Raw genomic sequence first — 24,762 nt, 5'->3', positions numbered from 1 at the left:
GCGCAGTGGCCGGGCCGGAGCGCCCTCCGGCGAGCGCGGGCTCGATCGGCCTCGTGCTCGGGTCGGTCGCGAGTGTGCAGCTCGGCGCCTCCTTCGCCGTACTGCTCTTCCCCGCCGCGGGGCCGCTCGGCACCGTGACGTTGCGGCTGGTGTTCTCGGCCGTCGTGCTGCTCCTGGTCTGCCGTCCGCGGCTGCGCGGCCACAGCCGCAGCGACTGGGCGACGGTCGCCGCGTACGGACTCGCCCTCGGCGGGATGAACGCCTGCTACTACGAGGCGATCGCTCGGATCCCGCAGGGCGCGGCGGTGACCCTCGAGGTGCTGGGGCCGCTGACGCTCTCGGTGATCGCCGGGAGGAGCCTCGCGAGCCTCGTCTGGGCTGTGCTCGCGCTGGCCGGCGTGGTGACGCTCTCGCAGGGCGGCTTCTCGGCGCTGGATCCGGTTGGTGTCGGCTTCGCGCTCGGCGCGGCGGTGCTCTGGGCGGCGTACATCGTGTTCGCGGGGCGCACCGGCGGGCGGTTCCAGGGGCTCGACGGGCTCGCACTGGCGCTCGCGGTCGGAGCAGTCGTCTCGCTGCCGGTCGGTGTCGCCTCCGCGGGTTCCGCCCTCGTGCTGCCGCCGGTGCTGCTGCTCGGGCTCGCCGTGGCGGTGCTCTCCTCTGCCGTCCCCTACGCGCTCGAGCTGCTGGCGCTGCGGCGGCTGCGCTCCTCCACATTCTCGATCCTGATGTCGCTCGCGCCCGGGGCCGCCGCGCTGTCGGGCTTCCTCGTGCTCGGGCAGCGGCTCAGCGCGGTCGAAGCGGTCGGGATCGCACTCGTGGTGGCCGCGAGCATCGGAGCGGTGCGGAGCGCGCGGACCCCCACATGAGGGGTATTAGTTTGTTAGCCTAGCTATGTGCCTTCGATCGGGACTCCGCGGAACGACCGCACTCCGACGACCCTCGCAGACGAGCTGCGGGCGGCGACCGGGCGGCTCCGGCGACGACTCCCCGAGCAGGGTCAGCACGAGCTCAAGGATCGGAGCCTGCTGTACTCTGCGGCGGCGGCGCGCGCGGTCGCCGACCGGTGAGCGCGATGTTCCGCTCCCTCGCGGTGCCGAACTACCGGATCTGGTTCGCCGGCGCGATGGTCTCGAATGTCGGCACCTGGATGCAGCGCACCGCTCAGGACTGGATCGTGATCAACGACCTCACCGATCACGATGCGACGGAGCTCGGCGTGACGATGGCGCTGCAGTTCGGGCCGCAGCTGGTAATGGTCCCCTTCTCCGGCTTCATCGCCGACCGCTTCGACCGTCGCACGCTGCTGATGGCCACCCAGGGCGCGATGGGGGCGCTCGGGCTCGGGCTGGGCCTGATCGTCGTGACAGGCGTCGTCCAGCTCTGGATGGTGTACCTCTTCGCTCTGCTGCTGGGCTTCGCCGCCGCGATCGACGCACCCGTGCGCCAGACCTTCGTCTCGGCACTGGTGGAGGAGCACGACCTCACCAACGCCGTCTCGCTGAACTCGGCCTCGTTCAATTCGGCCCGGATGATCGGGCCGGCTCTCGCGGGCGTGCTCATCGCCGCGATCGGTTCCGGCTGGGTGTTCCTGCTCAACGCGGCGAGCTTCCTCGCCGTGCTGCTCTCGCTCCGGGCACTGCACCGCGATCAGTTGCGCAGCGCCCCGCGCGCGACCCGCGAGCCGGGCGCACTGCTGGAAGGGTTCCGCTACGTCTCGAGGCGGCCGGACATCCTGGTGGTGCTGGCGATCGTGTTCCTGATCGGCACGTTCGGCCTCAACTTCCCGATCTTCGCCTCGACGATGGCGACCGTCGAGTTCGACCTGGGGGCGAGCGAGTTCGGCCTACTCTCCTCCGCGATCGCCGTCGGCTCGGTGCTGGGGGCGCTGCTCTCGGCTCGGCGGGACCGCCCGCGGCTCCGCCTTATCGTCGGCGCCTCGGCCGCATTCGGCCTCGCGCTCGCGCTGGCCGGACTGATGCCGACCGTCTGGGCGTTCGCGATTTTGCTCCCCTTCGTCGGGATCGCGTCGCAGACGCTGATGACCTCCGCCAACGGTTACGTGCAGCTCTCGACAGCGCCGGAGATGCGCGGCCGGGTGATGGCGTTGTACCTCGCGATCTTCGTGGGCGGGACGCCGGTCGGTGCGCCGCTGATCGGTTGGGTGGCGGACGCCTACGGGCCGCGCCAGGCGATGCTGGTGGGCGCCGCCTCCGGGATCGCGGCGGCCGCGATCGGGGTCGGCTTCCACCTCCGCCACCGCCATGCCGCCCGGTTCGCGGCGGCCGACGTCGAGCCCGGCTCAGGTACCGGGGCCCGCCCGCTCCTGAGCCCCCGCGCGTGAGAGCGCGCCGAACTGTACAGAAAATCGCGAGCAACGTACACTCACCGCATGGTCACGATCTCCGTCACGGATGCGCGCGCGAACTTCTCCGACCTCGTCGAGCGGTCCCACACCGAGGCCGTCATCGTCGAACGCCGCGGGCGAGCGGAGGCTGTCATCGTCAGTCCCGAGCAGTACGAGCGGATGATGGACGCCCTCGAGGAGGTCGAGGACGTCCAGGCCTTCGACGCCGCGATGGCCGAGGAGGGCGACGACATCCCCTGGGCTCAGGCCAAGGTCGATCTCGGCTGGGAATGAGCAGCTACCGCATCAATCTGCGGCCCGCGGCCGTCAAGGCTCTTCGGGGGATCGACCAGCGGGACCGGAAGCGGATTCAGGGCGTCATCGCACTTCTCGGTGAGGATCCCCGACCGCCCGGCGCCACGGCCCTGCGAGGACGGCCCGGACTCCGGGTCCGCGTTGGCGACTACAGAATCCTTTACACCGTCGACGATGGCGTGCTCCTCGTCGTGGTCATCACGCTCGGCCACCGCCGCCAGGTCTACGAGCGATGATCCTCTCACCCCTCACGCCTCGCGCGTGATCTCGACGCGGACGAAGAGCTTCGACGAGCGCGGACCCGCGAAGACCCCGCGCAAGGGCGCGATGTCGTTGTAGTCGCGGCCCCGGCCCACGATGACGTGGCGATCGCCGATGTCCATCAGATTGGTCGGATCGTAGCCGCGCCACGCGCCTCCGCAGAACCACTCCACCCAGGCGTGCGACTCCCCCACCACGGTTTCGCCGATCTCGGCGTGCGGCTTGGGGTGGAGGTAGCCCGACACGTAGCGCGCCGGGATACCCACCGAGCGCAGCGCCCCGAGGACGATGTGGGTGATGTCTTGGCAGACGCCCTCGCGTGCGGTCCACGACTCCGACGCCGTGGAGTGCACGCCGGTAACGCCCTGCCGGTACGTCATCGCCCGACCGATCGTCTCGGCGATCGAGAGCGCGGCCTCGCAGGGGCCGGAGGCGTCGTCGGCGAGCGACCGGGCGAGTGCCGCGAGATCCTCCGCGGGCGCGGTGCGGTGGGTCTGCTTCGACTGCTCGACGTACTCCGTGCGCGTCTCGACCTGCTCGGACAGCTGCTCCCAGCCGGTGGGGTGGTCGGGATGAGGCTTCGGCCGGATCTCGACGAGCGAGGTCGCCGTCAGCGAGAGCTCACGATGGGCGTCGAGCACGTCGAACGACGAGACGCGGGTGCCCCAGTAGTCGGTGTAGGCGTGCACCGAGGTCACCGGCCGGATGTCGAGGTTCGAGAACAGCACCAGCTGCCCGTCGGAGGAGGCGGGCAGCATCCGCGCCTCGTTGTACGACGCGACCACATCTCCCGCGTAGGTGAAGCCCGTGGTGTGTCTGATGCGCAGCCTGCTCACAATGCCTCCCCGATCCAGCTCGGCATGACGTTGGTGGGGAAGTACCGCTGGCGAATCGCCTCGGACGCGGCCGACGTCGCCTCCTGCACGCTGTCCATATGGCGCGGCAGGTCCACGAGGATGTCGGTGATCGGCCGGAACTCCAGCTCGCTGCGGATCCGCCCGAGGACGCGCTGCGCATCTCCCGAGTGGCCGATGCGGCCGGTGCGCGGCTCGATGTCGCGCATGCACGCCTCCGCCCGCGAGACCGAGAAGAGGATCGAGCGCGGGAAGAGCCGGTCCAGGAGGAGGAACTCGGCCGCGTTCCGCGCGCTCGGCACGCCACGGTAGGTGCGCAGGTAGGCCTCGTAGGCGCCGCAGGAGCGAAGGATCGTGGTCCAGGAGGGGCCGCTCGCCTCGGTGAGCGACCGGGTGGCGAGGAGCCGGGCGGTCATGTCGGCGCGCTCGATCGAGCGGCCGAGGGTGAAGAACTGCCAGGCCTCGTCGCGCGAGGTCGCCGACTCGATGATGCCGACGGCGAGGGCGGAGCGCTCGCGTACCCAGCTGAAGAACTCCGAGACGCGCTCGCCCGACACGCGGCGCGGCATCCGGGTGCGCGTGGTGTTCAGGCACTCCCAGAGCTCGGTCGAGACGATTTCGCGGGCGCGGCGGGCGTTCTCGCGGGCGGCGCCGAGCGAGTAGGCGATCGAAGCGGGGTTTGCGCGGTCGATCGCGAGGATGCTCAGCACGTCGGCGCGGGTGATGTCGCGCATATCGTCGGGCGGGGTCGAGCCCATCACCGACAGGAGCGAGCGACAGGCCGTGTCCTCGTCGATCCACGGATCCTCGAGGAGGAGCTGGAGGTGGACGTCGAGGATGCGGGCGGTGCCGTCGGAGCGCTCGATGTAGCGGCCGATCCAGAACAGCGACTCGGCGATCCGGGAGAGCATCAGTCGTCCTCCCCTGCCGCGAGAGTCTGCTGCTGCTGCTGCTGGTCCTGGTCGTTGGTCGGCGCGTCCTGCGGCGAGTGGTCGGGGGTGTGGTTGAGCGGGTAGACGATCGGGATGGAGCTGGTGACCGCGGCCTGCTCGGCGACGAGCGCCTGGATGTCGCGTGCCTCGGGCTCGGCGGTGCGCGGATCCTCCAGACCGACCACCCAGGTGTCCTTCGATCCGCCGCCCTGCGACGAGTTGACGACGAGCTGCCCCTCCGGGAGCGCGACGCGGGTGAGACCGCCGGGCAGCACCCAGACGTCGGTGCCGTCATTCACGGCGAAGGGCCGCAGGTCGGCGTGGCGGGGACGCATCCCGTCGTCGACGAGGGTGGGGATGGTGGAGAGCTGCACGACCGGCTGGGCGATCCAGCCGCGCGGGTCGGCCTGGAGGCGCGAGCGCAGCTCGGCCAGCTCCTTCGCGGACGCGGCCGGCCCCACGACCAGCCCCTTCCCGCCGGAGCCGTCGACCGGCTTCACGACGAGCTCGTCCAGGCGGTCGAGCACCTCCTCGAGCGCGCCCGGGTCCTCCAGCCGCCAGGTGTCGACGTTCTTGATCACCGGCTCCTCCGAGAGGTAGTAGCGGATGAGGTCGGGCAGGTAGGTGTAGACGAGCTTGTCGTCGGCCACGCCGTTGCCGACAGCGTTGGCGATGGTGACGGTCCCGAGCCGGGCGGCGAGCATCAGGCCGGGGGAACCGAGCATCGAGTCGGCGCGGAACTGCAGCGGATCGAGGAACTCGTCGTCCACGCGGCGGTAGATCACGTCCACCCGGGTGGGGCCGGAGGTGGTGCGCATGAACACCTTGCCGCCGGTGCAGAACAGGTCACGGCCCTCGACCAGCTCGACGCCCATCAGGCGGGCGAGCAGGGTGTGCTCGAAGTAGGCGGAGTTGTAGACGCCCGGGGTGAGCACGACGACTGTCGGGTCATCGACTCCCTCCGGGGCCGAAGCGCGCAGGGCCTGCAGCAGCTTGTTCGGGTAGTCGCCGACCGGGCGCACGCGCATCGAGACGAACAGCTCGGGCAGGGTCTGCGCCATCATCCGGCGGTTCGAGATCACGTAGGAGACGCCGGAAGGCACCCGCACGTTGTCCTCGAGGACGCGCCAGCCGCCCTGCTCGTCGCGGATCAGGTCGATGCCGGACACCTGGATCCGCACGCCGTTGGCCGGGACGATGCCCGCCGCCTGACGGTGGAAGTGGTGAGAGCTGGAGATCAGGCCCGCCGGGATCACTCCGTCGGCGACCGCGTTCTGCGGGCCGTAGACGTCGGCGAGGAAGGCCTCGAGGGCGCGGACTCGCTGCGTGATGCCGCTCTGCACCTCGTTCCACTCCGCGCGCTCGATCACCCGCGGCACGGCGTCGAGGGGGAACGGACGCTCCTCCCCCGCGAAGTCGAAGGTGACACCCTGCGCGAGGTAGGAGGAGGCGAGCGCGTCGGTGCGGCCGCGCAGCTCCTCCTGGGTCATCCGCGCGAGCGAGGAGTAGATGTCGCGGTAGGCGCCGCGGACCCCGTCGGGGCCTCCTGCAGACGCCACGTCGGCGAACATCTCGTCCCAGGGGGCGGCACCCGAGACGGGCCGCGCGACCTTCTGGGACCCGTATCCGTCGAAAAGGTCACCCATGACACGACTCTAGTGTGGGGCGCATTGCCGGGATGTTCCGGGGAGCGCGGGCTGTCCGGCTCGCGGTCACGGACGACATCAGACCTTGCACGCGGCACTCGTCCCGTGAACGCTGTAACCTTTCAGTGGCATCGCTACATGGGTGCGCTCGGTTACACTGCAAGCAGTACCCGATGGGTTACATTATGGTATGTAGCCGTACGGTTACACCTATGGAGGAGGCGGACGATGTTCAGTGGAGTGAACGACCTGAGGCAGCTCGTGGTCTCACTGCGAGAGAACGCGGGCCTCAGCCAGGCCGAGCTCGCCCAGCGTGCAGGACTCTCCAGGAAGTGGGTGAACGAGTTCGAGCGAGGTAACCCCAATGCGAGAGTCGGTGCGGTGCTCGACGTGCTCCGAGCACTGGGTTACGGCCTCGAAGAAACAGCGCTCGATGCCCGCCGCGCGTGAGCTCGTCGCCTATCTCGACGGCAGAAGAGCCGGAACCTTTCTGCAGGAAAGCACGGGCAACACCGTCTTCGTCTATGACGAGGAGTACAGGCGCGACCCGCTGAGCACCCCCCTCTCCTTATCGATGAGCACAGCAGTGGAGCGACACAACAAGCGGAAGGTCCTGCCCTGGCTCAACGGGCTCATCACCGACAACGACGCAGCACGAAGCGCCATTGCTCAACGCTTCGACGTCAATCCCAAGAATCCATTTGCCATCCTCGAACACACAGGAGCCGACACCCCAGGAGCCGTTCAACTTCTTCCTCCTGGAAAAGGATCTACCGACGCGGACAGTGACCGGACCGCGGTAGAGAGATTGGCAGACGAGGACGTCGCCGAGCAGCTTCGATTGGTCATCGACGAGTACCGCGATGGGACTCCGGACGCGCGCCTCGATCAGCGGTTCTCTCTCCCTGGAGCGCAACCCAAGATCGCGCTCGTTCGCGACCGAGGCGAGTGGGCACGTGCGTTGGGCGCAACTCCGACAACCCACCTCCTCAAGCCGGTCCCACCGGACGGATTCCGGCGCGTCGACGTCGTCGAATACTTGACATTGACCGCGGCGAGCAACCTGGGTCTCACGACTGCCGAGTTCTGGATTGAGCAGATCGGGCCACACCGAGTCTTCGTCTCGAAACGCTACGACCGAGAGCCCGGAGCAGACGGAATCATCCGGCGATTACATCAGGAAGACCTAGGACAGGCCCTGTCAACGGATCCTGCGAAGAAGTACCAGCGACGGGATGGTGGACCAGGGATCGGCGCCGTCGCGACCCTCATCCGCGCTCTTGCACTCAGCGACAGCCAGAGAGTGCAGACCGGATGGGAGTTCTTCCGTGGTGTTGCCTTCAACAGCGTCGCCTACTGCACCGACGCGCACATCAAGAACTATTCGATGATGCTCGACGGCGCCCACTCTCAACTAGCACCCCTCTACGACCTGAACACCATCGCCCCCTACCTTGACGATCGGTCGCGATTCGGGGCCAGGGGTGAAGCACCACAGGCGGCAATGTCGATCGACGGTGAATACCGCTTCGATGCGATGTCCGACGCAGGCTTCGCGAAAGAAGCGAAGAAGCTCGGGGTGGACGGCGGTCGAGCCGTCGATGAGGTCCGTCGGCTTCGCCGCGACCTGGTGGGAGCCTTCGAGATCGCCCGCGACTCCCTCGTCACTGTCGATGACGACACGACGAGCTTCGCCCAGGAGGTCGTCGACGGGGTGGCCCGCATTCCTTCCCTGACGCGCTCCTGAGCAGCCAAACGAGGGCCGGGAATGAATCCGGCTGCGCGCGGTTGTATGCCCTTGTACATGCAGACGCATAGACCAGGCCCCGCCGGGCCGGAGGACAGAAGGAGCGCCCGATGCAGTTCGGCATCTTCACGGTCAGCGATTCAACGACCGACCCCACGACCGGACGGACACCGTCGGAGTCCGAGAAGATTCAGGCGACCCTCGCGATCGCGCTGAAGGCCGAGGAGATCGGCCTCGACGTCTTCGCCCTCGGCGAGCACCACAATCCGCCGTTCTGGTCCTCCTCCCCCACTACCACGCTCGGCTACCTCGCGGCGAAGACCGAGAGGATCCAGCTCTCGACCGCGATGGCGCTGATCACCACGAACGACCCGGTGAAGCTCGCCGAGGACTACGCGATGCTTCAGCACCTCGCCGGCGGCCGCGTCGACCTGATGCTCGGCCGCGGCAACACCGGCCCCGTCTACCCGTGGTTCGGCAAGGACATCCGCCGCGGCATCGAGCTGACGATCGAGAACTACGACCTGCTCCATCGCCTCTGGACGGAGGAGTACGTCGACTGGGAGGGTCACTTCCGCACCCCCCTCCAGGGCTTCCAGTCCACCCCGCGCCCCCTCGACGGCGTCGCGCCGTTCGTCTGGCACGGCTCGATCCGTTCGCCCCAGATCGCCGAGCAGGCCGCGTACTACGGCGACGGCTTCTTCGCGAACCACATTTTCTGGCCCGCCTCGCACACGCAGAAGATGGTGGAGCTCTACCGCCAGCGCTTCGAGCACTATGGCCACGGCACCGCGGACCAGGCGATCGTCGGGCTCGGCGGGCAGATCTTCCTGGCGCAGAACTCGCAGGACGCCCTCTCGCAGTTCCGCCCCTACTTCGACAACGCCCCCGTCTACGGCCACGGCCCCTCTCTCGAGGACTTCACCGAGCAGACCCCCCTCACCGTCGGCTCCCCGCAGCAGATCATCGATCGCACCCTCGGCTTCCGCGAGTACGTCGGCGACTACCAGCGCCAGCTGTTCCTGATGGATCACGCGGGCCTTCCGCTGAAGACCGTCCTGGAGCAGATGGACATGCTCGGCGAGATCCTCCCCGCTCTGCGCGCCGGATTCGCCGAGGGCCGCCCGGCGCACGTGCCGGACGCGCCCACCCACTCCTCCCGTGTCGCCGCGCGCGACGCGCAGCCCGAGCCCGTCACCGTCTAGTCAGGAGCCCGCATGGACACCCGCAGGATCACCGTCCTCTCGGCCGGCCTCAGCCAGCCGTCCTCGACCCGTCTGCTCGCCGACCGCCTGGCCGACGCCACCGAGTCCGCCCTCGTCGAACAGGGCTTCGCCGTCGAGCGGAGCGTCGTGGAGCTGCGCGACCTCGCGCACGACGTCACGAACAACCTCCTCACCGGCTTTGCGAGCCCGGCACTGCAGACTGCGCTGGACGCCGTCGCCGGCGCCGACGGGCTGATCGCCGTGACGCCGATCTTCACCACCAGCTACAGCGGGCTCTTCAAGTCGTTCGTCGACGTCCTCGACACGGAGGCGCTGCGCGGCCTACCCGTGCTGCTGGCCGCCACGGGCGGGTCACCCCGCCACTCCCTCGCTGTCGACTACGCGATGCGTCCGCTGTTCAGCTATCTGCACGCGGCTCCACTGGCGACCACCGTGTTCGCGGCGACGGACGACTGGGGCGGCGCGACCGAGGACGGACGGGCGCTGCCTTCGCGCACTGAGCGCGCCGGACGCGAGCTGGCCGCCGAGGCCGCCCGCTCCTCCCGCTCCGGATCCGCCCCCGACCCGTGGGCGCTCGACGGATCGTTCGAGGGGATGCTGGGCCGCCGCAGCTGAGCGTCCGGCGGGCCGTTTTTTCGACGACCCGCTCCGGCCGGCCTGGGCGTGGAGAGTGCGGGGTGACCACCCCTGTGTGCCACCGGGGGTGTCAATCCCCCCGTCCAACCGACCGGGCCGGTACCGACTCGCGGTACGGTCATCGCAAGCGCCCGTCCTGTGCGCCTGGAGCGCACCGTTCGAGCGGAAGGCGGGATCGCCGTGAGTGCTATCGCCGCGAATGCCGCCCAGCAGAAGGTCGCGGGCCGTTACTACCTGATTGAGCGGATCGGCTCCGGCGGGATGGGCTCGGTCTACCGGGCTCGTGACGAGTCGGTGCAGCGCGATGTCGCGGTGAAGGTGTTCCGCGCGGAGGCCTCGGACCCTGAGGACGTCGCCCGTCAGGAGCGCGAAGTGCGGATGCTGAGCTCCTTCGCCCATCCCAATATCGTGAACCTGTTCGACGCCGGCCTGCACAACTTCGGCGGCGACGTGCGCCGCTACGTCGTGATGGAGCTCGTCGCCGACCCCACGATGGAGGCGCGGCTCGAGGCCGGCCCCCTCCCCGCGGGTGAGGTCGCTGCGATCGGCGCGCAGCTCGCCGAGGCGCTGGCCTACCTGCACGAACGGGGCGTCGTGCACCGCGACGTGAAGCCCGCGAACATTCTGGTCAGTGACGTCGCGTCCAGCGGCTACGACCGCACGGCCAAGCTCACCGACTTCGGCGTGGCCCACTTCATGGACGGGTCGCGCCTGACCAGCGACGGCGTCGTGATCGGCACCGCCAGCTTCGTCAGCCCGGAGCAGGTTGCGGGCGAGCAGATCAGCGGAGCGAGCGACGTCTTCTCGCTCGGGCTGGTCCTCCTCGAGGCACTGACCGGGCACCGCGAATATTCGGGAACGGTCCTGGAGGCAGCGATCGCTCGCCTGCACCACAGCCCCTCCGTGCCGGACACGCTGCCCGCGGAGTGGAGGACGCTGCTGTTATCGATGACGCAGCGGAATCCGGACAAGCGGCCGACCGCTGACGAGGTGGCACACAGTCTGCGTGGAGGGGTGGCGGCGGGGTCCGCTTCGAACTCGCGCGCGGCTCGGATGCGGCGCACGGTGATCATCGGCTCGAGCGTGGTGGGCGTCAGCGCGATCGCGGCGCTCTCGTGGATGCTGGGAGTGCTGACCGGGCGCTGACCGCCGTGCGGTGCGGGGACCGCGCGATCTGCAGGCGCCCGTGCGATTCGCAGGTCACGCGTGCGATTCGCAGGGGACGGTGCGATTCGCAGGGGCTCGTCGGCGGAGAGCGCTCTCCGCCGCGTGGCGCCGGTCCGGAACGACGGATCTCCTGCACATCGGACTCGCCCTGGCTCGGGGTGCTGTGGTCTTGGACGTGCGCCGTCTGTCGGGAGCCGAGCGATGTGCAGGGGGCCGTGCGATGTGCAGGGGCTTCCAGGCGGAGAGCGCTCTCTTCCGCGTGACGCCGCTTGGGCATGACGGATCCCCTGCACATCGGACGGTGGGGACGGAGGAAGGCCTACGCCTCGCCGGGGAGCGCGAGGCGGAGGACGATCCGGGTCCAGGCGCCGAGGTAGATCCGGTCGCCCTCCTGCACTTCACGCCGCTGACCGGCCGCGATCGGCGTCTGTGGGAGGGGTGCGCCGGCCGCCGCGAGGTAGGTGCCGTTCGCCGACTGCAGGTCCTCGACCCACCAGCGGTAGCCGTCCGTGCTCAGCTGACAGTGCCGGCGTGAGACTCCGGAGTCGGAGCCGCAGTCGACCTGAGGCGAGATGCCGCGCGAGACGGAGGGCCGCCCCACCAGCTCGGTGCGCTCGCGCAGGACGACCGTCGCGGGCGGTCCGGGCGAGGGCATCGGGTCGTCGGCGCGCTGCTCGGCGTACCACTCAGGATCGACCCAGAGCTCGGCGATCCAGGGGCGGTCCGGATCGGCGGAGGCGGCCGTGCGGGCGGACCCGGTGGCCGTGCGGGCGGACCCGGTGGCCGTGCGGGCGGACCCGGTGGCCGGCGCGGACGTGGCCTTCTCCGGCGGCGCCACCTCCGGAATCACCTCGGTCGGCGGGGCGGCATGCGGAGCAACAGCCGCGGCAACAGCCGCGGAGCCGGCCGGCGGCACCGTCGCGACCGGCGTGTCAAAGCCCGCCTCCTGCTCCGGAATGAGCTCGGTCGGAGCCGCGGGGTCGACCCGCGGCGCAGGGGCCTCCCCCGGGTGCTCGGCCGGGTCGCCGCCCGGTGTCGCCGATCCGCCGACCTCGCCCGGCGCGCGCACGGCGCCCGAGGCGGTGAACGGATCGGCCTCGGGCAGGGAGCCGGTGGTGAAGTCGTAGCCGCAGTTCTCGCAGAACAGCGCACCGGCCTCGTTGGGGAACGAGCAGTGCGGGCAGACCGAGGGTCCGGTCGGGATCGCCGTGGTCGGCGCGGCGGGAGCGGGAGGCGTGACCGGCGCGGCTCCGATCGGCGCCCCGCAGACGTCGCAGTAGTCGCCCGACTGGGAGGTGTGCCCCTCGGGGCAGCGGAAGCTCACTTGCGCACCCGTGTGGTCTTGGTCGACGCGGTGTCCAGCGCCATCTCGTCGAGACGGTCGACACCGCGCCTGAGCCGCACCGTCCCCTCGTTCGGGTTGTCGATCTCGACGACCTTGCGCAGCTTCGCGGTCGCCTCGTCGTTCCCGGTGACGGACGCGAGCTGCACGGCGCGGCCAAGCTTCACCGTCGCGGTCGCCTCGTCGCCCCGGGCTTTCGCCGCGAGTCCGTCCTGGATCGCCGAGGCGAGCTCGGTCTGGCCGGTGTAGTGCGCGACGGCCGGGTCGATACGGGCGGTCAGAGCGGAGTCGTCGGTCCAGCGAGCCTTCACCAGGGCGGAGGCGACCACCTGGTCGCGGACACTGAGCTGCACCCGCGCGGCCAGCTGCTCCGCACCGACCGGCTTCGATGCGACCCGGACAGCCACGTGGTACTCCCGAGACTCATCGCCCCAGGCGCCGGTCGGGTAGGCGCCGGTGAGCGGATTCACGGCGGAGCGCCGGACGCTGAGGTCCTCGAGGTTCGGCGCCACCTGGCGGACGAAGAGCAGCTGCGCGCCCTGCGGCGTCCACACCCGCAGCTCGCCGTTGGCGACTCCGCGGCCCATCGACGCCCGCATCAGCGTCTCGAAGTCGGCGGCCATGTCGGCCGGGTTCGCGATCAGGCCCACGGTACCCAGCAGGGCGCTCGCGATCGTGCGCGCCTCCTCGACGATCCAGCGCGAGCCGACGCCGCGCACGTCGCACTGGAACTCGCCGCCCGCCGCTCGGATCGCCGCATCGAGCTGCATCCGCGACTCGTGCTCGTTCTTGCCGTCCGTGAGCAGGATCGCGTGCCGCTGGGTCGCCTCCGGAACTGTCGCGAACAGCTGGCGGGCGAGGGTCAGCCAGGTGCCCATCGCGGTGCCGCCGTCGGCCTGGAGGTAGCCGATCGCTTCCTTCGCCGCGGCACGCGCACCCGGCTCCATGCGCACCATCGACACCGTGGCGTTGGGGTAGGGGAAGGCGCGGTCGGCACGCTCGGAGCCGGCGACGATCGCGAAGAATGTGCCGTCAACGATCTGGTCGACGGCCACGGCGGCGGCGCGCTTGGCGGCCGTCATGTTCTCGCCCGTCATCGATCCGGAGCAGTCGACGATGATGATCTCGGCTGCGGCACCGTCGGACCCGGCGGCTCCGGTGCCGGACGCGGTCACCGTGACAATGGCGTGCACATCAGTCGCGCCGTCCGAGAGGAACTCGTTCTGGAAAACCGTCGCGCTGAACTCCGCCATTGCGTCAGTTTATGGGGACGCCCGACGCGGCGGGCCCCGGCACCACGATGGTGTACCGCGTGCACCGCGGAACGCACCGGATGCCGTTGCTCGTGGCGTTCACGCTGGTCGCGCTCTTCATCGGGATCGCCGAGAGCATCGCGACCTCGGCGGGGGCCTGGCTCTACCCCGATCAGGTCGTCGGCTGGCAGCCCGTGTCGGCGTCCACGCTGGTCTCCTGGTTCCTGCTGATGATCGTCTCCGTCCTGCTCGCTCGTCCACCTGCCGCGCGCACCGGACGCGACTGTGCCCGTCGGCCCCCGCGGGCGGACCACCGACGCCTGACCGCCGAGCGCCCCCCGTCCGGGTTCGGTGGCGACGCCGAGGCAGTCGAGGAATCCGCGGTACGACCGGGCCGCAGCGATCCTGACGCGCGCCATCGTTGCCGGATTTGACGTCGTACTGCCCGTGCGGGACAGGGGAGAGGGATACAGTGCAGAGCCGACCCGCTGTGCCGGGTCTCAGGAACCTCATTGATCGGGCACCACCGCTGCGGCCCTCCGGACAGAATCGGCTGCTTCCATGCCACACCACGACAGCGCCCAGGGGCACCACGACAGCGCCCAGGGACATCTCGACAGCGCCCCCGGTGCTCTGCGCCCTCGGGCGGACCGGCGACCCACCGTCTCGGTCGTGATCCCCGCCTTCAACGAGGAGGTGATCATCGCCAGATGCCTCGAGGCGCTCGCGAATCAGAGCGATCCGGCCGACGAGATCATCGTGGTCGACAACGGCAGTCGCGACGCAACGCTCGCGATCGTCGCTCGATTCGCGCGGGTTCGGGTCGTGCACGAACCGCGTCGCGGCGTCGGCCACGCGCGCTCGAGCGGTTTCGACGCCGCCAGAGGAGACGTCATCGCCCGGATCGACGCCGACTCGCTCGTCCGCGCCGACTGGGTCGAGAGCATCCGCATGATCTTCGCGACCGAGGACATCGATGGAATCGGCGGGGGCGCAGCGGTCGCCGAGCTCTCCCCCCACGGCCGGTTCTGGTTCAGTTGCTGGTACCGGGGCTTTCGGGCGTGGCACCAGCGCAGCATCGGTGTGCGGCCCATGCTCTACGGCTTCAACAGCGCGTTCCGCCGCAACGCGTGGCTCACGGCCCGGCCCCTGGTCGGAGCCGACGACGAAGGGATCAGCGAGGACGTCGATGTCACCATCGCCCTCCTGCGCACCGGCCACTCCCTCCGCTACGCACCGACGGCGATGGTGAAGGCCCGGCTGTTCCGCTCGATCGACCGCGACAAGCTCTCCCGCTACTACCGCACCGACACGCTGACCCTCGCGCGGCACGGCTACGGCAACCCGGCCCGGCGACGCACGTGCTCGGCGCCGGTGGCCGCACCGCCCGCGTCCGTGACGTCCCCAGCGGATCCGTCACCTCGATGAGCGAGGTTGTGAGTACGACGCCCGCCGCGGTCGTTCCCCGCCCGCACTGGTACCAGTCCCCGCGCTTCTGGCTGAGCGCAGCGACGGCTGTCATCGTTGCGCTGATCGTGTGGAGCGCCTGGCCGACCGTGGTCGACGCCGTGGGGAACCTGAACCGGATCAACCTGTGGATCCTCGTGCTGCTGGTGCCCCTGCAGCTCGCGAGCTTCGCTGCCACGGGTGAGGTCCTCTTCTCCTTCCTCCGCTCCCAGGGCGAGATCTCGCGGGTGGGTCCACTCACGGCCATGCGGATGTCGCTCGAGTTCAACTTCGCGAATCACATGTTGCCCGCCGGCGGCTCCGCCGGCATCGCCTATACGGCGTGGAAGCTGAGCACCCTCGGCGTGCCAGTGAGCCGCGCCACGTTCGCCCAGCTCGCGCGCTTCGCCGTGACCTTCGCCTCCTTCCTCCTCCTGCTCCTCGTCGCGGCCGGCTCGCTCCTGTTCTCGGGCGATCCGGCGCCGGGAGTGCTGTGGCTCGCCGCCCTCATCGGCGGCCTCGCGATCGGCGCCACGATCGCCGGCTTGGTGCTGCTGCGCCGCCGCCGCCTGCTGCACCGGTTCGCCGGATTCGTCGCCTGCGCGGCCGATCGCGCCGTACGGCTCTTCCGGCGCCGCTCGAGGATCGACACGGTAGCGCTGGTGCGCTTCTTCGACGGTTTGCATCTCGAGCTGCGTCGTGTCCTGACCCGGCCGCGCGCCCTCATCGCTCCGTTCGCCTGGTCCTTCGCGGTGAACGCTCTCGATGCCGGGCTGTTCTGGGTGGCTCTCGCCTCGTTCGGGACGGCCGCCGATCCCGCACTCGTCTTCGTGGCCTACGGCGTGGCCACGGTCGCCAGCATGGTCATCGTCACACCCAACGGTGTGGGCGGCTACGAGGTCGCGATGGTGGGAACCCTCGTCGCCGGCGGCGTCGATGGCACGGTGGCCATTGCGGCGGTGGTCCTCGCGCGAGTCATCCTCCTCTTCGGGACCATCGTGTTCGGCTGGCTCTTCTACCAGCACAGCATCGCGACGGCCGGAGCACCGCGCGTGACGGCGGCCGGTCGCCGCTGAACCGCACCGGCGCCCGCCCCGCAGGCCCGTCAAGCCCGGCGCGGACACCGCCGGAGCCTGAGAGGCTGAGCACGTGCCTGCGTGGACCCTCGCCCTCATCAGTGGCGCCATCGGTGGCGCCACCCTTCTGATCGGCGCCTTTCTCGCCTGGTTCGTGCGCGTCCCTCCCAAGCTCACCGCCGCGATTTCGGCGTTCGGCGCGGGCGTGCTGATTTCGGCGCTCGCGTACGAGCTCGTGCAGGAGGCGGTGGACGACGGCGGGCTGCTCGCGACGATCCTCGGGACCCTCGCCGGAGCCGTGGTCTTCGTCGGCGCCGACGCGCTGCTCACGCGAGCGGGGGCGGGGAACCGCAAGAGCGCCAAGGGGTCGGGCGGCGGCGCGGGAGCGGCGATCGCCGCCGGCGCGCTCATCGACGGCATTCCGGAGTCGATCGTGCTCGGCCTCTCGGTCGCGCAGGGCGGGACGGGAGCGGCGATCAGTGTGCCGATCGTCGCCGCGGTCGCGATCTCGAACCTGCCCGAGGGCCTCTCCTCCACGGTCGGCATGAAGACGGACGGCCGATCCGCCCGCTACGTCTTCACCGTCTGGGGCGGGATCGCGGCGCTCTCGGCCGCGGCCGCGCTCGTCGGCTTCCTGGTCTTCGCGACGGCACCGGGAGCGGTGGTGGCGTTTGTGACGACCGTCGCCGCAGGCGCGATCCTGGCGATGATCTCGAACACGATGATCCCGGAGGCTTTTGACCGGGACAACGTGCTCACGGGGCTCTACGCGGTACTCGGGTTCGTGACGGCGTTCGCGCTGCATAGCGCTTCTTAGGACGCCACTTCTTATTGCTGCGCTTCTGAGAATCCCGCTCCGCGCGCGGCGGTGTGGACATCCTCAGCCCGAGATCGGCCTTCCCCCGACAGTCCCTGCCAGCCTGCCGAGGACGGAAGAGGACCTCGATGACTGCTCATTTTTCTGCTCGGCGCCACCGGCTCAGGCGGCGACTCGGCACACGGATACTGCTCGCCTGCATCGGCGTCGGTGTCACGCTCGGAATGCTCAGCGCGGGCGCTGCGCCGGCGAGCGCTGTCTCCGAATTCCGCGAGCAGATCCCCATTCAGGCCGGGAGCCACGTCGCAATCGGGACATTCCGATGCACCGTCGGCGCCGTCCTCATTTCCACGACCTGGTACGGGTCGATGGCTCCGTCGGCCCGGGCGACGCGCTACATCGTCACGGCGGGACACTGCGGCCACGTAGGCGACCCGGTCAGAGTGAACCTCCAGGGCATCATCGGCTCGGTGATCTGGGAATCGCCAATACTCGACGCGGAGATCGCGCGGATTGACCCGATCGCCGAGAACAACTTCGGCTGCGATCCCAGCTCGGCGCTCCACCGCTGTACCGTCGCCACGGCCTATACCCGGCGAGCAACCGGCCGAATCTTCCTGTTCGACAACGGCGGACGCTACGCAAGCCTGCCCGTCACCGGAATGGGCGTCCCCGGCGTCAATGAGGTCTTCTGCACGAGCGGCGCCTACTCCGGCGTGAACTGCACCTGGGGTGTCCATCCGCTTCCGCCCGGTTCTCCGCCGTACATCCTCGGCGCGAGGACTTTCCGCAACCAGGTCGAAGACGGTGATTCGGGAGGACCGGTGGCGAGCAGGAGTGGGACGCTGTACGGAATCATCAGCGAGGGCATGTATCCGGTGGACCCGGATCCCGACTTCATGACCTACGTCCCCCTCAGTCGCATTCTGCAGGAGCAGTCCGGCTATGCCCTCGCACCGCCCACCTGACGCGGTGGTCGCCCGGCAGCGGTCGGCGGCGTCCTGCGTCCGATCAACCGCTGAAGGCGGTGAGGGCGTCATCGAGGATGCTGAGGCCGCGAGCGACCTCCGCGGGGGTGATGACAGCCGGGGGAACGACGTGGATCCGATTGTCGGCGGTGAAGGGCAGCAGGCCTCGGGCGAGCAGGTCGGCCTTGAGGCGGGCGACGGCCGCGGCGGGCAGCGGAGTGCGCGCGGCCCGGTCGGTGACGAGCTCGAGCGCCCAAAAAACTCCTGAACCGCGGACCTCACCGATCAGGTCGTGCTTGGCCTCGAGAGCGGCCAGGCCGGGTGCGAGGTGTTCGGAGCCGATGATCCGCGCGTTCTCGACGATGCCCTCCTCCGCCATCGCTTCGAGCGTCGCGACGACGCTGGCCGCGGCGAGCGGGTGGCCGGAGTAAGTGAGGCCGCCGGGGAAGACGCGCTCGTCGAAGTGGTGGGCGATCGGATCCGAGAGGACGACGCCGCCGATCGGGACGTAGCCCGAGTTGACGCCCTTCGCGAAGGTGATGAGGTCGGGACGCACGTCGAAAGCGTCGAAAGCGAACCACTCGCCCGTGCGCCCGAAGCCGGCCATGACCTCGTCGAGGATCAGCTGGATGCCGTACCGGTCGGCGATCTCGCGCACACCCGAGAGGTAGCCGGGCGGCGGCGTGAGCACGCCCGCGGTGCCGGGGATGGTTTCCAGCAGGAACGCGGCGATCGACTCCGGCCCCTCTGCCTGGACAATGCGCTCGAGGTGGTGCAGGGCGCGCTCGCACTCCTGCTCGATCGTCTCGGCCCAGAACTCGGTGCGGTAGAGGTACGGTCCGAAGGCGTGCACGTGACCGCGGGCGTACTCGTTGGGGATGCGCCGCCAGTCACCGGTGGACACGATCGCCGCGCCGGTGTTGCCGTGATAGGAGCGATACAGCGACACGACCTTGTCGCGGCCGGTGACCAGGCGGGCCATCCGGATCGCGTTCTCGTTCGCGTCCGCTCCGCCGTTGGTGAAGAAGACCTTCGCCATGCCCTCCGGCGCCCGCTCGATGATCAGGCGCGCCGCCTCTGCACGGGTCTCGTTCGCGGAGGCGGGGCCGACCGTGGCGAGAATGCCGGCCTGCTCCTGGATCGCGGCGACGACCTTCGGATGCTGGTAGCCGATGGTGACGTTGACCAGCTGGCTCGAGAAGTCGAGGTAGCGGGTGCCGTCGACGTCCCAGACCTCGGCGCCGAGGCCGCCCGCGATCGGCAGCGGATTCAGGGCGCCCTGGGCCGACCAGGAGTGGAACACGCGGGACCGGTCCGCAGCGGTGACCGAGGCGTTGTCGCGGACGGCGGGAAGGGGCGAGGACGTCATGGAGTCCATCGTGCCGCGACCGGTGCACCTCCGCGCGGGCGGATCCGTCGACGCGCCGCCTCCGACCTGGCCGGAACGTCGAGGCCTGTGCGGATCTCCTCAGCGCCGAGCCGTGTCTCTCTCGACTCGCGCTGGCACTCTCTGTGCAGGGACGGCCCCGAGGCCTGATCGGGAACGGCTCGATCGTGCCCTTCCCGCCACTCGCTCCACGACTCTCACCAGGAGATCCCTTGACCGCCTATTTCTCGCTGCGCCACAGGCTCGGACGACGGTTCCGAAAGCGGAGGCGAATCGTTCTCGCGTCGCTCGCGGTCGCCGTCGCGCTGATCGGCGCAGGAACAGCGCCCGCGAACGCCGTCTCGGAGTTCCGCGAGAAGACCCCCCTCCAGGCCGGGAGCCGGGTGGAGCTACCGCGCGCGTACTGCACCGTCGGTGCCGTCCTCAGCTCGACGAGCTGGTACTCCCCGATGTCGCCCGGGATCAGGAAAACCCGATACGTCGTGCTGGCCGGGCACTGCGGGAACGAGGGTGATTCCGTCAGCGTGGCTGATCAGGGCGTGATTGGGAGGGTGATCTGGGAATCAGGAACCTCCGATCTCGAGATCGCCAGGATCGACCCGATACCCCGAACCAACTGGAACTGCGCTAGCGGGTCGATGATCCGCCACTGCGACCCTTACACCACCTACTCCCCCCGCGCCATCGGCAATATCTTCCTCCGCGACCACACGGGACGGTACGTGAGCATGCCCTTCGACGGCATGGGAGTCCCGGGTGAGAACGAAGTCTTCTGCACCAGCGGAGCGGTGTCCGGGGTGAACTGCACGTGGGGTATCGCGCCGCTTCCGCCGCGCTCGCCACCCTTTCTGCTCGCAGCGACGACGTGGACGGCGTCGACGGTCAGCGGCGACTCGGGCGGACCGGTAGCAAGCCGGGGCGGACGGCTCTACGGAATCATCACCGATGGCGCCCTGCCGGCCAGCTCGCGACCCGACTTAATGGCGTACGTCCCCATCTCCCGCCTCTTCGAGGAGCAGCGCGGCTACGTGCTCGCGCCTCCCGGCTGAGCCCGCTGCGAGCCCGTCGGCACCACACCGGATGTGAGGACGCTACGGCCACCGCCGGTGCGGAGCCCTCACGTGCGGATCTCCTCATCCGGGGCGCGCCCTCTTCTCGGTCGCCGCCGCCATCCTCCCCCTGGCCCGCCGCCACCAGAGACAAAGGACTGACATGACCCTCACCACTCTCAGCGGAGCGCGCACCGCGCTCCGAGCCCTCAGCATCGGAGCCGTCCTCGCGGCGACCGCTGCCTTCGTTCCCACCGGCGCCGCCACTGCCGCGGATGCCCCGCAGGTCTCCCTCCTCGCCCTGGGAGACTCGACCACTCGAGCGTTCACCGCTTGCGGATCCTTCGCGGACTGCCCCGATCGCAGCTGGTCGACGGGCAGTGACCCTGCTGTCGACTCCTTCGCCCGACGTCTGCAGGACTCTCGCCCGTGGACGACGGTCAGCACCGCCAACTTCGCGCAGAGCGGCAATACCGTCTCTCAGGTCCCGGCGCGAGTCGCGGCCGCGGTCTCGGCGGGCGTGCATCCGAATGTCATCACGCTCCTGGTCGGCGGCAACGACCTCTGCGGCCCGAACGTGCCGGTGGCGAGCGACGGCTACACGATGACTCCGGTCGACACCTTCCGCCAGGGCGTGGACGCCGCAATGAGCGCGATCCGCAGCTCGTGGCCGACGGCCGGGATCGTCCTCGCATCGGTGCCGAACAACGCCTCGCAGTGGCACTCCGTTCGCGGGACCTCCGGCGCTGGGCGCTGGGCATCGGCTGGAGTCTGCCGCACCACCCGCGGAGTCAGCGCGACAGGCGCCCCCCTGAGTCCGGCGGCGGCTGCGGCCTCGGGCGCCGCCGCGGCGAAGCGCCTCGAGGACTTCAACACGGTCCTCGAGAACGCGTGCGCAGCGCAGGGCTCGCTGTGCCGCTGGGACGGCGGTGCGCTCAGCAGGCTCGACTTCACGCCCGACCTGCTCAGCACCGTCGACCACTTCCACCCCAACATTGCCGGGCAGGCGAGAATCGCCGAGGTGGAGTGGAACGCGTCGTCGTTGGCGACCGGCTGAGCGACCCGACAGCCGGTGCGCGCGGCACAACGTCAGCTGCGGGTAGGTCTCATCGACGATGGTGGATAAGACGTGCTCTCAGCTGACGTTGTGCGGCGCCGACGCTCGCTCCGGGTCCGCACGTCGGCCGGCGCGACCCTGCGCCTACGATGGACGAGTTGTGGAAGGGAGCCGCGCATGCCCGCGACCGTCCGCGATCTGCTGGCAGAGCCGGCCTTCCGCCTCCGGGTGCTCGCCGGCGTGCACAACGAGGCCGACCTCGACGCCCCTCTGACCTGGGCGCACTCCTCCGACCTCGTCGATCCGACGCCCTGGCTCGAAGCGGGGCAGCTGCTACTCACTGACGGCGTCCACTTCACCGGACACGACAGCGCCGAGTTCTCGGAGGAGTACGTCGCCCGGCTGCGTGGCCGCGGCATCCGCGCGCTCGGCTTCGCTACCCGGATCGTGCACGACAACGTGCCCGCCGCGCTGATCGTGGCCTGCGAGCGTCAGGGCCTGCCACTGGTGGAGGTGGCGGACCTCACGCCGTTCATGGGGATCATCCGTTTCGTCGCGGACGTGATCTCGCGGGAGCAGCGTGAGCGGCTGGAGTGGTCGCTGGAGGCCCAGCGGCGGGTCGCCCGCGCAGCACTGCGGCCGGACGGGCTCGCGGCGATCCTCACCGAGCTGGAGCGTCAGTTGGGGTGCTGGGTCGCCCTGTACGACGCGGTGGGGCAGCGGGTGCGCCTGCCCACGCGGCTCTGCGTGCCGGCGGAGGAGGCGGTCGCCGCGGCCGCGAGGCATGCGCTGAGCCGCGGCACCCGCGCGGGGCTGCGGCTGGACGACGGAGGAGGCGTAACGCTCCAGACGATCGGGCGCCGCGACCATCTGCGCGGGGTGCTCGCGGTGGGGACGGGCACGCCGCTGGATCCGGCGGGCAACGACCTGGTCGCGAGCGTCATCGCACTGGCGAGCATCGCCCTGGAGCAGCGGCGCGCCCTCGACTCCTCCCGCCGACAACTGCGATCGGGGCTGCTGGAACTGTTGGCCGCGGGCGCGTTCGACGTGGCCGAGAGCACGGCACGGCGGCTCGGGAGCCCGCTGCCGGACGAGCCGGTGAGGGTGATCGTGCTGAGCGCACCCGTTCAGGGCGACTCGCTCCTCGACGAGCTGGAGGTCGTGGCGGACGAGGACGACGCGACGCTGTTCTTCGCGGAGCGGGACGGATCCCTCGTCGCCATCACCGGCGCCGACGGGCTCGACCCGCTGATCGCGGTACTGGAGCGGCACGGAGCGGCGGGCGGCGCCTCCGCTCCGCTGGGCTGGGCCGACCTCGAGCGAGGCCTCGAGGAGGCGCGGCGGGCGGCGACGCGGGCGAGCGGCGCGCGTCTGATCCGCTTCGAGGACGTCGCCGCTGAGGGAATGCTCGGGCTGCTCACCGCGTCCGGAGGCGCCCCGCTCGCCCGCCGGATGCTCGCACCGCTGCTGACCCCGGACGGTGCGGTGTTGCTCGAGAGTGCTCGCGCGTGGCTACGCCGCAACGGCGCCTGGGAGCCGGCGGCGCGTGACCTGGGCGTGCACCGCCACACGCTCCGCAACCGCATCACCGCCGTAGAGCGCGCCCTCGGCATCGATCTCGGCGACGTCTCCGCCCGCACAGAACTTTGGACGGCGCTGCGGCTGATCCACTAGGACTGCCGCGGGAAGCCGAGATCGATGCCGCCGTGGGAGGGGTCGAGCCACCGGCTCGTGATGGCCTTCTGCTGGGTGAAGAAGCGGACGCCCTCGGCACCGTGAGCCTTGGTGTCGCCGAACAGTGACGCCTTCCAGCCGCCGAAGGAGAACGTCGCGACCGGCACCGGGATGGGGACGTTGATGCCGATCATTCCGACCTCGACCTCGTTCTGGAAGCGGCGGGCCGCTCCTCCGTCATTCGTGAAGATCGCCGTGCCGTTACCGAAGGCACCGGCGTTGATGAGCGCGACGCCCTCCTCGTAAGACGCGACGCGGACGATCGAGAGGACCGGTCCGAAGATCTCCTCCGTGTAGGCGCGGGACGTCGTCGGCACGCGGTCGAGAAGGGTCGGGCCGAGCCAGAAGCCGTTCGCGTCACCGTCGACCTCGATGCCGCGGCCGTCGATGACCACCTCGGCGCCGTCCTCCTGCGCGATCGCGATGTAGGAGGCGACCTTGTCGCGGTGCGCCTCGGTGATCAGCGGGCCCATGTCGCAGCCGCGGCGGCCGTCACCGGTGCGGAGGGCCGCGGCCCGCTCCCGGATCTTGTCGATCAGCTCATCCGCCACGGGTTCGACCGCGACGACGACCGAGATCGCCATGCACCGCTCCCCCGCCGAGCCGAAGCCGGCGTTGATCGCGGAGTCGGCGACGAGGTCGAGGTCCGCGTCCGGGAGGACCAGCATGTGGTTCTTCGCCCCACCGAGCGCCTGCACCCGCTTTCCGTGGCGGGTGCCGGTCTCGTAGACGTACTGGGCGATCGGCGTCGAGCCGACGAACGAGATCGAGCGGACGTCCGGGTGCTCGAGCAGCCCGTCGACGGCGACCTTGTCGCCGTTCAGCACGGTGTAGACGCCGTCGGGGAGGCCTGCCTCCTTCCAGAGCGCGCCGAGCCAGATCGCCGGTGACGGGTCCTTCTCGGAGGGCTTGACCACGACGCTGTTGCCGGCAGCGATTGCGATCGGGAAGAACCACATCGGCACCATCGCGGGGAAGTTGAACGGGCTGATGATCCCGACGACGCCGAGAGGCTGCTTCACCGAGTAGACGTCGACGCCCGTCGAGACCTGCTCGGAGTACTCGCCTTTGAGGTGGTGGGCCAGGCCGGTCGCGAACTCCACGACCTCCTGCCCGCGGGCGATCTCACCGAGTGCGTCCGAGACGACCTTGCCGTGCTCCGAGGTGATCAGCTCGGCAAGCTCCTGCTTCCTGGAGTCGAGCAGCTCCCGGAAGCGGAAGACGATCTGCTGCCGCTTCGCGAGCGACGTGTCGCGCCAGCCGGGGAAGGCGGCCTTCGCAGAGGCGACGGCGGCGGCAACCTCGGCGCGGTCGGCGAGGGCGACCTCCCTGGTCACGATTCCCCGGGCCGGGTCGTAGACCGGGGCGGTACGGCCGGACGAGGAGACCGAGGGAGCCCCGTCGATCCAGTGGCCGACGACGGACAGGGCGGTGGCGGGCTCAGCGATGCTCATGGCGACGACTGTAGGGACGGAGGCGGTCGCGGAGGTGCGCGGATCCGTCCA

25 protein-coding genes are annotated in these 24,762 nt (G+C 70.0%); 18 read left to right on the top strand and 7 right to left on the bottom strand.

Features of this window, described 5'->3' with window-relative positions; all coding sequences use genetic code 11:
• The first annotated feature begins 5 nt into the window (after positions 1-5).
• From C5D07_RS05950 to C5D07_RS05935, 5 genes are read left to right on the top strand one after another with little or no spacing between them, the layout of a single operon-like run.
• Entirely contained in the window at positions 6-866 is an 861-nt protein-coding gene (locus C5D07_RS05950) for an EamA family transporter (protein ID WP_211286351.1), read from the top strand.
• A 27-nt stretch (positions 867-893) separates the two neighbouring features.
• The gene (locus tag C5D07_RS15725) at positions 894-1,067 is read left to right on the top strand and encodes a hypothetical protein (RefSeq protein ID WP_157593776.1); all 174 of its coding nucleotides are present in this window, start codon (positions 894-896) and stop codon (positions 1,065-1,067) included.
• Positions 1,068-1,072: 5 nt separating this feature from the next.
• Positions 1,073-2,341, top strand: a complete 1,269-nt coding sequence (locus tag C5D07_RS05945; protein WP_104258946.1) for an MFS transporter — start codon at positions 1,073-1,075, stop codon at positions 2,339-2,341.
• Between the two features lie 48 nt (positions 2,342-2,389).
• Positions 2,390-2,638 (top strand): type II toxin-antitoxin system Phd/YefM family antitoxin, encoded by a 249-nt coding sequence (locus C5D07_RS05940; RefSeq protein WP_068251239.1) that lies wholly within the window; start codon positions 2,390-2,392, stop codon positions 2,636-2,638.
• Positions 2,635-2,895 (top strand): type II toxin-antitoxin system RelE family toxin, encoded by a 261-nt coding sequence (locus C5D07_RS05935; RefSeq protein WP_068251237.1) that lies wholly within the window; start codon positions 2,635-2,637, stop codon positions 2,893-2,895. Before C5D07_RS05940 ends, C5D07_RS05935 begins: the two co-directional genes overlap by 4 nt.
• A gap of 12 nt (positions 2,896-2,907) precedes the next feature.
• Here the strand turns inward: C5D07_RS05935 and C5D07_RS05930 are convergent, their stop codons facing one another.
• From C5D07_RS05930 to C5D07_RS05920, 3 genes are read right to left on the bottom strand one after another with little or no spacing between them, the layout of a single operon-like run.
• Positions 2,908-3,756: a transglutaminase family protein gene (locus tag C5D07_RS05930; protein WP_068251235.1), complete on the bottom strand. Its 849-nt coding sequence runs from the start codon at positions 3,754-3,756 to the stop codon at positions 2,908-2,910.
• Complete coding sequence (locus tag C5D07_RS05925) at positions 3,753-4,685, bottom strand: alpha-E domain-containing protein (RefSeq protein ID WP_068251232.1); 933 nt, start codon at positions 4,683-4,685, stop codon at positions 3,753-3,755. The genes C5D07_RS05930 and C5D07_RS05925 overlap by 4 nt, the downstream gene beginning before the upstream one ends.
• Positions 4,685-6,352: a circularly permuted type 2 ATP-grasp protein gene (locus C5D07_RS05920; RefSeq protein ID WP_068251228.1), complete on the bottom strand. Its 1,668-nt coding sequence runs from the start codon at positions 6,350-6,352 to the stop codon at positions 4,685-4,687. Before C5D07_RS05920 ends, C5D07_RS05925 begins: the two co-directional genes overlap by 1 nt.
• A gap of 228 nt (positions 6,353-6,580) precedes the next feature.
• On the opposite strand from C5D07_RS05920, the gene C5D07_RS05915 reads away from it, so the two are divergent.
• The 5 genes from C5D07_RS05915 (at position 6,581) to C5D07_RS05895 (ending at position 11,107) form a co-directional block, all read left to right on the top strand.
• Complete coding sequence (locus C5D07_RS05915; RefSeq protein ID WP_068251225.1) at positions 6,581-6,802, top strand: helix-turn-helix domain-containing protein; 222 nt, start codon at positions 6,581-6,583, stop codon at positions 6,800-6,802.
• On the top strand, positions 6,786-8,099 hold the full coding sequence (locus C5D07_RS05910; RefSeq protein ID WP_068251223.1) for a HipA domain-containing protein: 1,314 nt from the start codon (positions 6,786-6,788) through the stop codon (positions 8,097-8,099). Before C5D07_RS05915 ends, C5D07_RS05910 begins: the two co-directional genes overlap by 17 nt.
• Before the next feature lie 110 nt (positions 8,100-8,209).
• Complete coding sequence (locus C5D07_RS05905) at positions 8,210-9,304, top strand: LLM class flavin-dependent oxidoreductase (RefSeq protein WP_068251220.1); 1,095 nt, start codon at positions 8,210-8,212, stop codon at positions 9,302-9,304.
• 12 nt (positions 9,305-9,316) lie between these two features.
• Positions 9,317-9,940 carry an FMN reductase gene (locus C5D07_RS05900; protein WP_068251216.1) on the top strand — a complete coding sequence of 208 codons (624 nt, stop codon included), beginning with the start codon at positions 9,317-9,319 and terminating at the stop codon, positions 9,938-9,940.
• Positions 9,941-10,141: 201 nt separating this feature from the next.
• Complete coding sequence (locus tag C5D07_RS05895; protein WP_146076670.1) at positions 10,142-11,107, top strand: serine/threonine-protein kinase; 966 nt, start codon at positions 10,142-10,144, stop codon at positions 11,105-11,107.
• Positions 11,108-11,447: 340 nt separating this feature from the next.
• On the opposite strand, the gene C5D07_RS15720 is transcribed toward C5D07_RS05895, so the two are convergent.
• Entirely contained in the window at positions 11,448-12,452 is a 1,005-nt protein-coding gene (locus tag C5D07_RS15720) for a double zinc ribbon and FHA domain-containing protein (protein ID WP_170063515.1), read from the bottom strand.
• On the bottom strand, positions 12,449-13,723 hold the full coding sequence (locus C5D07_RS05885; protein WP_104258926.1) for a VWA domain-containing protein: 1,275 nt from the start codon (positions 13,721-13,723) through the stop codon (positions 12,449-12,451). The genes C5D07_RS15720 and C5D07_RS05885 overlap by 4 nt, the downstream gene beginning before the upstream one ends.
• Positions 13,724-13,734: 11 nt before the next feature.
• On the opposite strand from C5D07_RS05885, the gene C5D07_RS16310 reads away from it, so the two are divergent.
• The 5 genes from C5D07_RS16310 (at position 13,735) to C5D07_RS05860 (ending at position 18,030) form a co-directional block, all read left to right on the top strand.
• Entirely contained in the window at positions 13,735-14,157 is a 423-nt protein-coding gene (locus C5D07_RS16310) for a DUF817 family protein (protein WP_104258925.1), read from the top strand.
• A gap of 127 nt (positions 14,158-14,284) precedes the next feature.
• Positions 14,285-15,151, top strand: coding sequence for a glycosyltransferase family 2 protein (locus tag C5D07_RS05875; RefSeq protein ID WP_104258924.1), 867 nt, complete (start codon positions 14,285-14,287; stop codon positions 15,149-15,151).
• The gene (locus C5D07_RS05870) at positions 15,148-16,245 is read left to right on the top strand and encodes a lysylphosphatidylglycerol synthase transmembrane domain-containing protein (protein WP_146076671.1); all 1,098 of its coding nucleotides are present in this window, start codon (positions 15,148-15,150) and stop codon (positions 16,243-16,245) included. The genes C5D07_RS05875 and C5D07_RS05870 overlap by 4 nt, the downstream gene beginning before the upstream one ends.
• Before the next feature lie 73 nt (positions 16,246-16,318).
• Positions 16,319-17,062: a ZIP family metal transporter gene (locus tag C5D07_RS05865; RefSeq protein WP_068251194.1), complete on the top strand. Its 744-nt coding sequence runs from the start codon at positions 16,319-16,321 to the stop codon at positions 17,060-17,062.
• 128 nt (positions 17,063-17,190) lie between these two features.
• Complete coding sequence (locus tag C5D07_RS05860) at positions 17,191-18,030, top strand: chymotrypsin family serine protease (RefSeq protein WP_146076672.1); 840 nt, start codon at positions 17,191-17,193, stop codon at positions 18,028-18,030.
• A gap of 43 nt (positions 18,031-18,073) precedes the next feature.
• Here C5D07_RS05860 and C5D07_RS05855 read toward each other — a convergent pair whose 3' ends face one another.
• Entirely contained in the window at positions 18,074-19,399 is a 1,326-nt protein-coding gene (locus C5D07_RS05855; protein ID WP_068256888.1) for an aspartate aminotransferase family protein, read from the bottom strand.
• 230 nt (positions 19,400-19,629) lie between these two features.
• Between C5D07_RS05855 and C5D07_RS05850 the strand changes: the two genes are divergently transcribed.
• The 3 genes from C5D07_RS05850 to C5D07_RS05840 all read left to right on the top strand — a co-directional run bounded on the left by C5D07_RS05850 (position 19,630) and on the right by C5D07_RS05840 (position 23,197).
• Positions 19,630-20,466: a chymotrypsin family serine protease gene (locus C5D07_RS05850; RefSeq protein ID WP_104258922.1), complete on the top strand. Its 837-nt coding sequence runs from the start codon at positions 19,630-19,632 to the stop codon at positions 20,464-20,466.
• A gap of 163 nt (positions 20,467-20,629) precedes the next feature.
• Complete coding sequence (locus C5D07_RS05845) at positions 20,630-21,523, top strand: SGNH/GDSL hydrolase family protein (protein WP_104258921.1); 894 nt, start codon at positions 20,630-20,632, stop codon at positions 21,521-21,523.
• Positions 21,524-21,700: 177 nt separating this feature from the next.
• A complete protein-coding gene (locus C5D07_RS05840) occupies positions 21,701-23,197 on the top strand; it encodes a PucR family transcriptional regulator (RefSeq protein WP_068251183.1) in 1,497 nt (498 codons plus the stop codon).
• Here C5D07_RS05840 and C5D07_RS05835 read toward each other — a convergent pair.
• Complete coding sequence (locus C5D07_RS05835) at positions 23,194-24,711, bottom strand: CoA-acylating methylmalonate-semialdehyde dehydrogenase (RefSeq protein WP_068251181.1); 1,518 nt, start codon at positions 24,709-24,711, stop codon at positions 23,194-23,196. The two genes, C5D07_RS05840 and C5D07_RS05835, sit on opposite strands and share 4 nt — an antisense overlap.
• Positions 24,712-24,762: the final 51 nt, after the last annotated feature.

The sequence above is a fragment of the Rathayibacter tritici genome, assembly GCF_002932875.1.
Classification (GTDB): Bacteria; Actinomycetota; Actinomycetes; order Actinomycetales; family Microbacteriaceae; genus Rathayibacter; species Rathayibacter tritici.
Note: the sequence above shows the minus strand (reverse complement) of the source record. Positions and strands in the feature narration are given on the sequence as shown.

Excerpts from the sequence above, each read along its gene's own strand:
- C5D07_RS05885 (WP_104258926.1), bottom strand. The coding sequence starts at position 13,723 with ATGGCGGAGTTCAGCGCGACGGTTTTCCAGAACGAGTTCCTCTCGGAC.
- C5D07_RS05915 (WP_068251225.1), top strand. The coding sequence starts at position 6,581 with ATGTTCAGTGGAGTGAACGACCTGAGGCAGCTCGTGGTCTCACTGCGA.
- C5D07_RS05925 (WP_068251232.1), bottom strand. The coding sequence starts at position 4,685 with ATGCTCTCCCGGATCGCCGAGTCGCTGTTCTGGATCGGCCGCTACATC.
- C5D07_RS05940 (WP_068251239.1), top strand. The coding sequence starts at position 2,390 with ATGGTCACGATCTCCGTCACGGATGCGCGCGCGAACTTCTCCGACCTC.
- C5D07_RS05935 (WP_068251237.1), top strand. The coding sequence starts at position 2,635 with ATGAGCAGCTACCGCATCAATCTGCGGCCCGCGGCCGTCAAGGCTCTT.
- C5D07_RS05870 (WP_146076671.1), top strand. The coding sequence starts at position 15,148 with ATGAGCGAGGTTGTGAGTACGACGCCCGCCGCGGTCGTTCCCCGCCCG.
- C5D07_RS05945 (WP_104258946.1), top strand. The coding sequence starts at position 1,073 with ATGTTCCGCTCCCTCGCGGTGCCGAACTACCGGATCTGGTTCGCCGGC.
- C5D07_RS05905 (WP_068251220.1), top strand. The coding sequence starts at position 8,210 with ATGCAGTTCGGCATCTTCACGGTCAGCGATTCAACGACCGACCCCACG.
- C5D07_RS05855 (WP_068256888.1), bottom strand. The coding sequence starts at position 19,399 with ATGACGTCCTCGCCCCTTCCCGCCGTCCGCGACAACGCCTCGGTCACC.
- C5D07_RS05900 (WP_068251216.1), top strand. The coding sequence starts at position 9,317 with ATGGACACCCGCAGGATCACCGTCCTCTCGGCCGGCCTCAGCCAGCCG.
- C5D07_RS16310 (WP_104258925.1), top strand. The coding sequence starts at position 13,735 with ATGGGGACGCCCGACGCGGCGGGCCCCGGCACCACGATGGTGTACCGC.
- C5D07_RS05875 (WP_104258924.1), top strand. The coding sequence starts at position 14,285 with ATGCCACACCACGACAGCGCCCAGGGGCACCACGACAGCGCCCAGGGA.
- C5D07_RS05845 (WP_104258921.1), top strand. The coding sequence starts at position 20,630 with ATGACCCTCACCACTCTCAGCGGAGCGCGCACCGCGCTCCGAGCCCTC.
- C5D07_RS05910 (WP_068251223.1), top strand. The coding sequence starts at position 6,786 with ATGCCCGCCGCGCGTGAGCTCGTCGCCTATCTCGACGGCAGAAGAGCC.
- C5D07_RS05920 (WP_068251228.1), bottom strand. The coding sequence starts at position 6,352 with ATGGGTGACCTTTTCGACGGATACGGGTCCCAGAAGGTCGCGCGGCCC.
- C5D07_RS05860 (WP_146076672.1), top strand. The coding sequence starts at position 17,191 with ATGACTGCTCATTTTTCTGCTCGGCGCCACCGGCTCAGGCGGCGACTC.
- C5D07_RS05835 (WP_068251181.1), bottom strand. The coding sequence starts at position 24,711 with ATGAGCATCGCTGAGCCCGCCACCGCCCTGTCCGTCGTCGGCCACTGG.
- C5D07_RS05840 (WP_068251183.1), top strand. The coding sequence starts at position 21,701 with ATGCCCGCGACCGTCCGCGATCTGCTGGCAGAGCCGGCCTTCCGCCTC.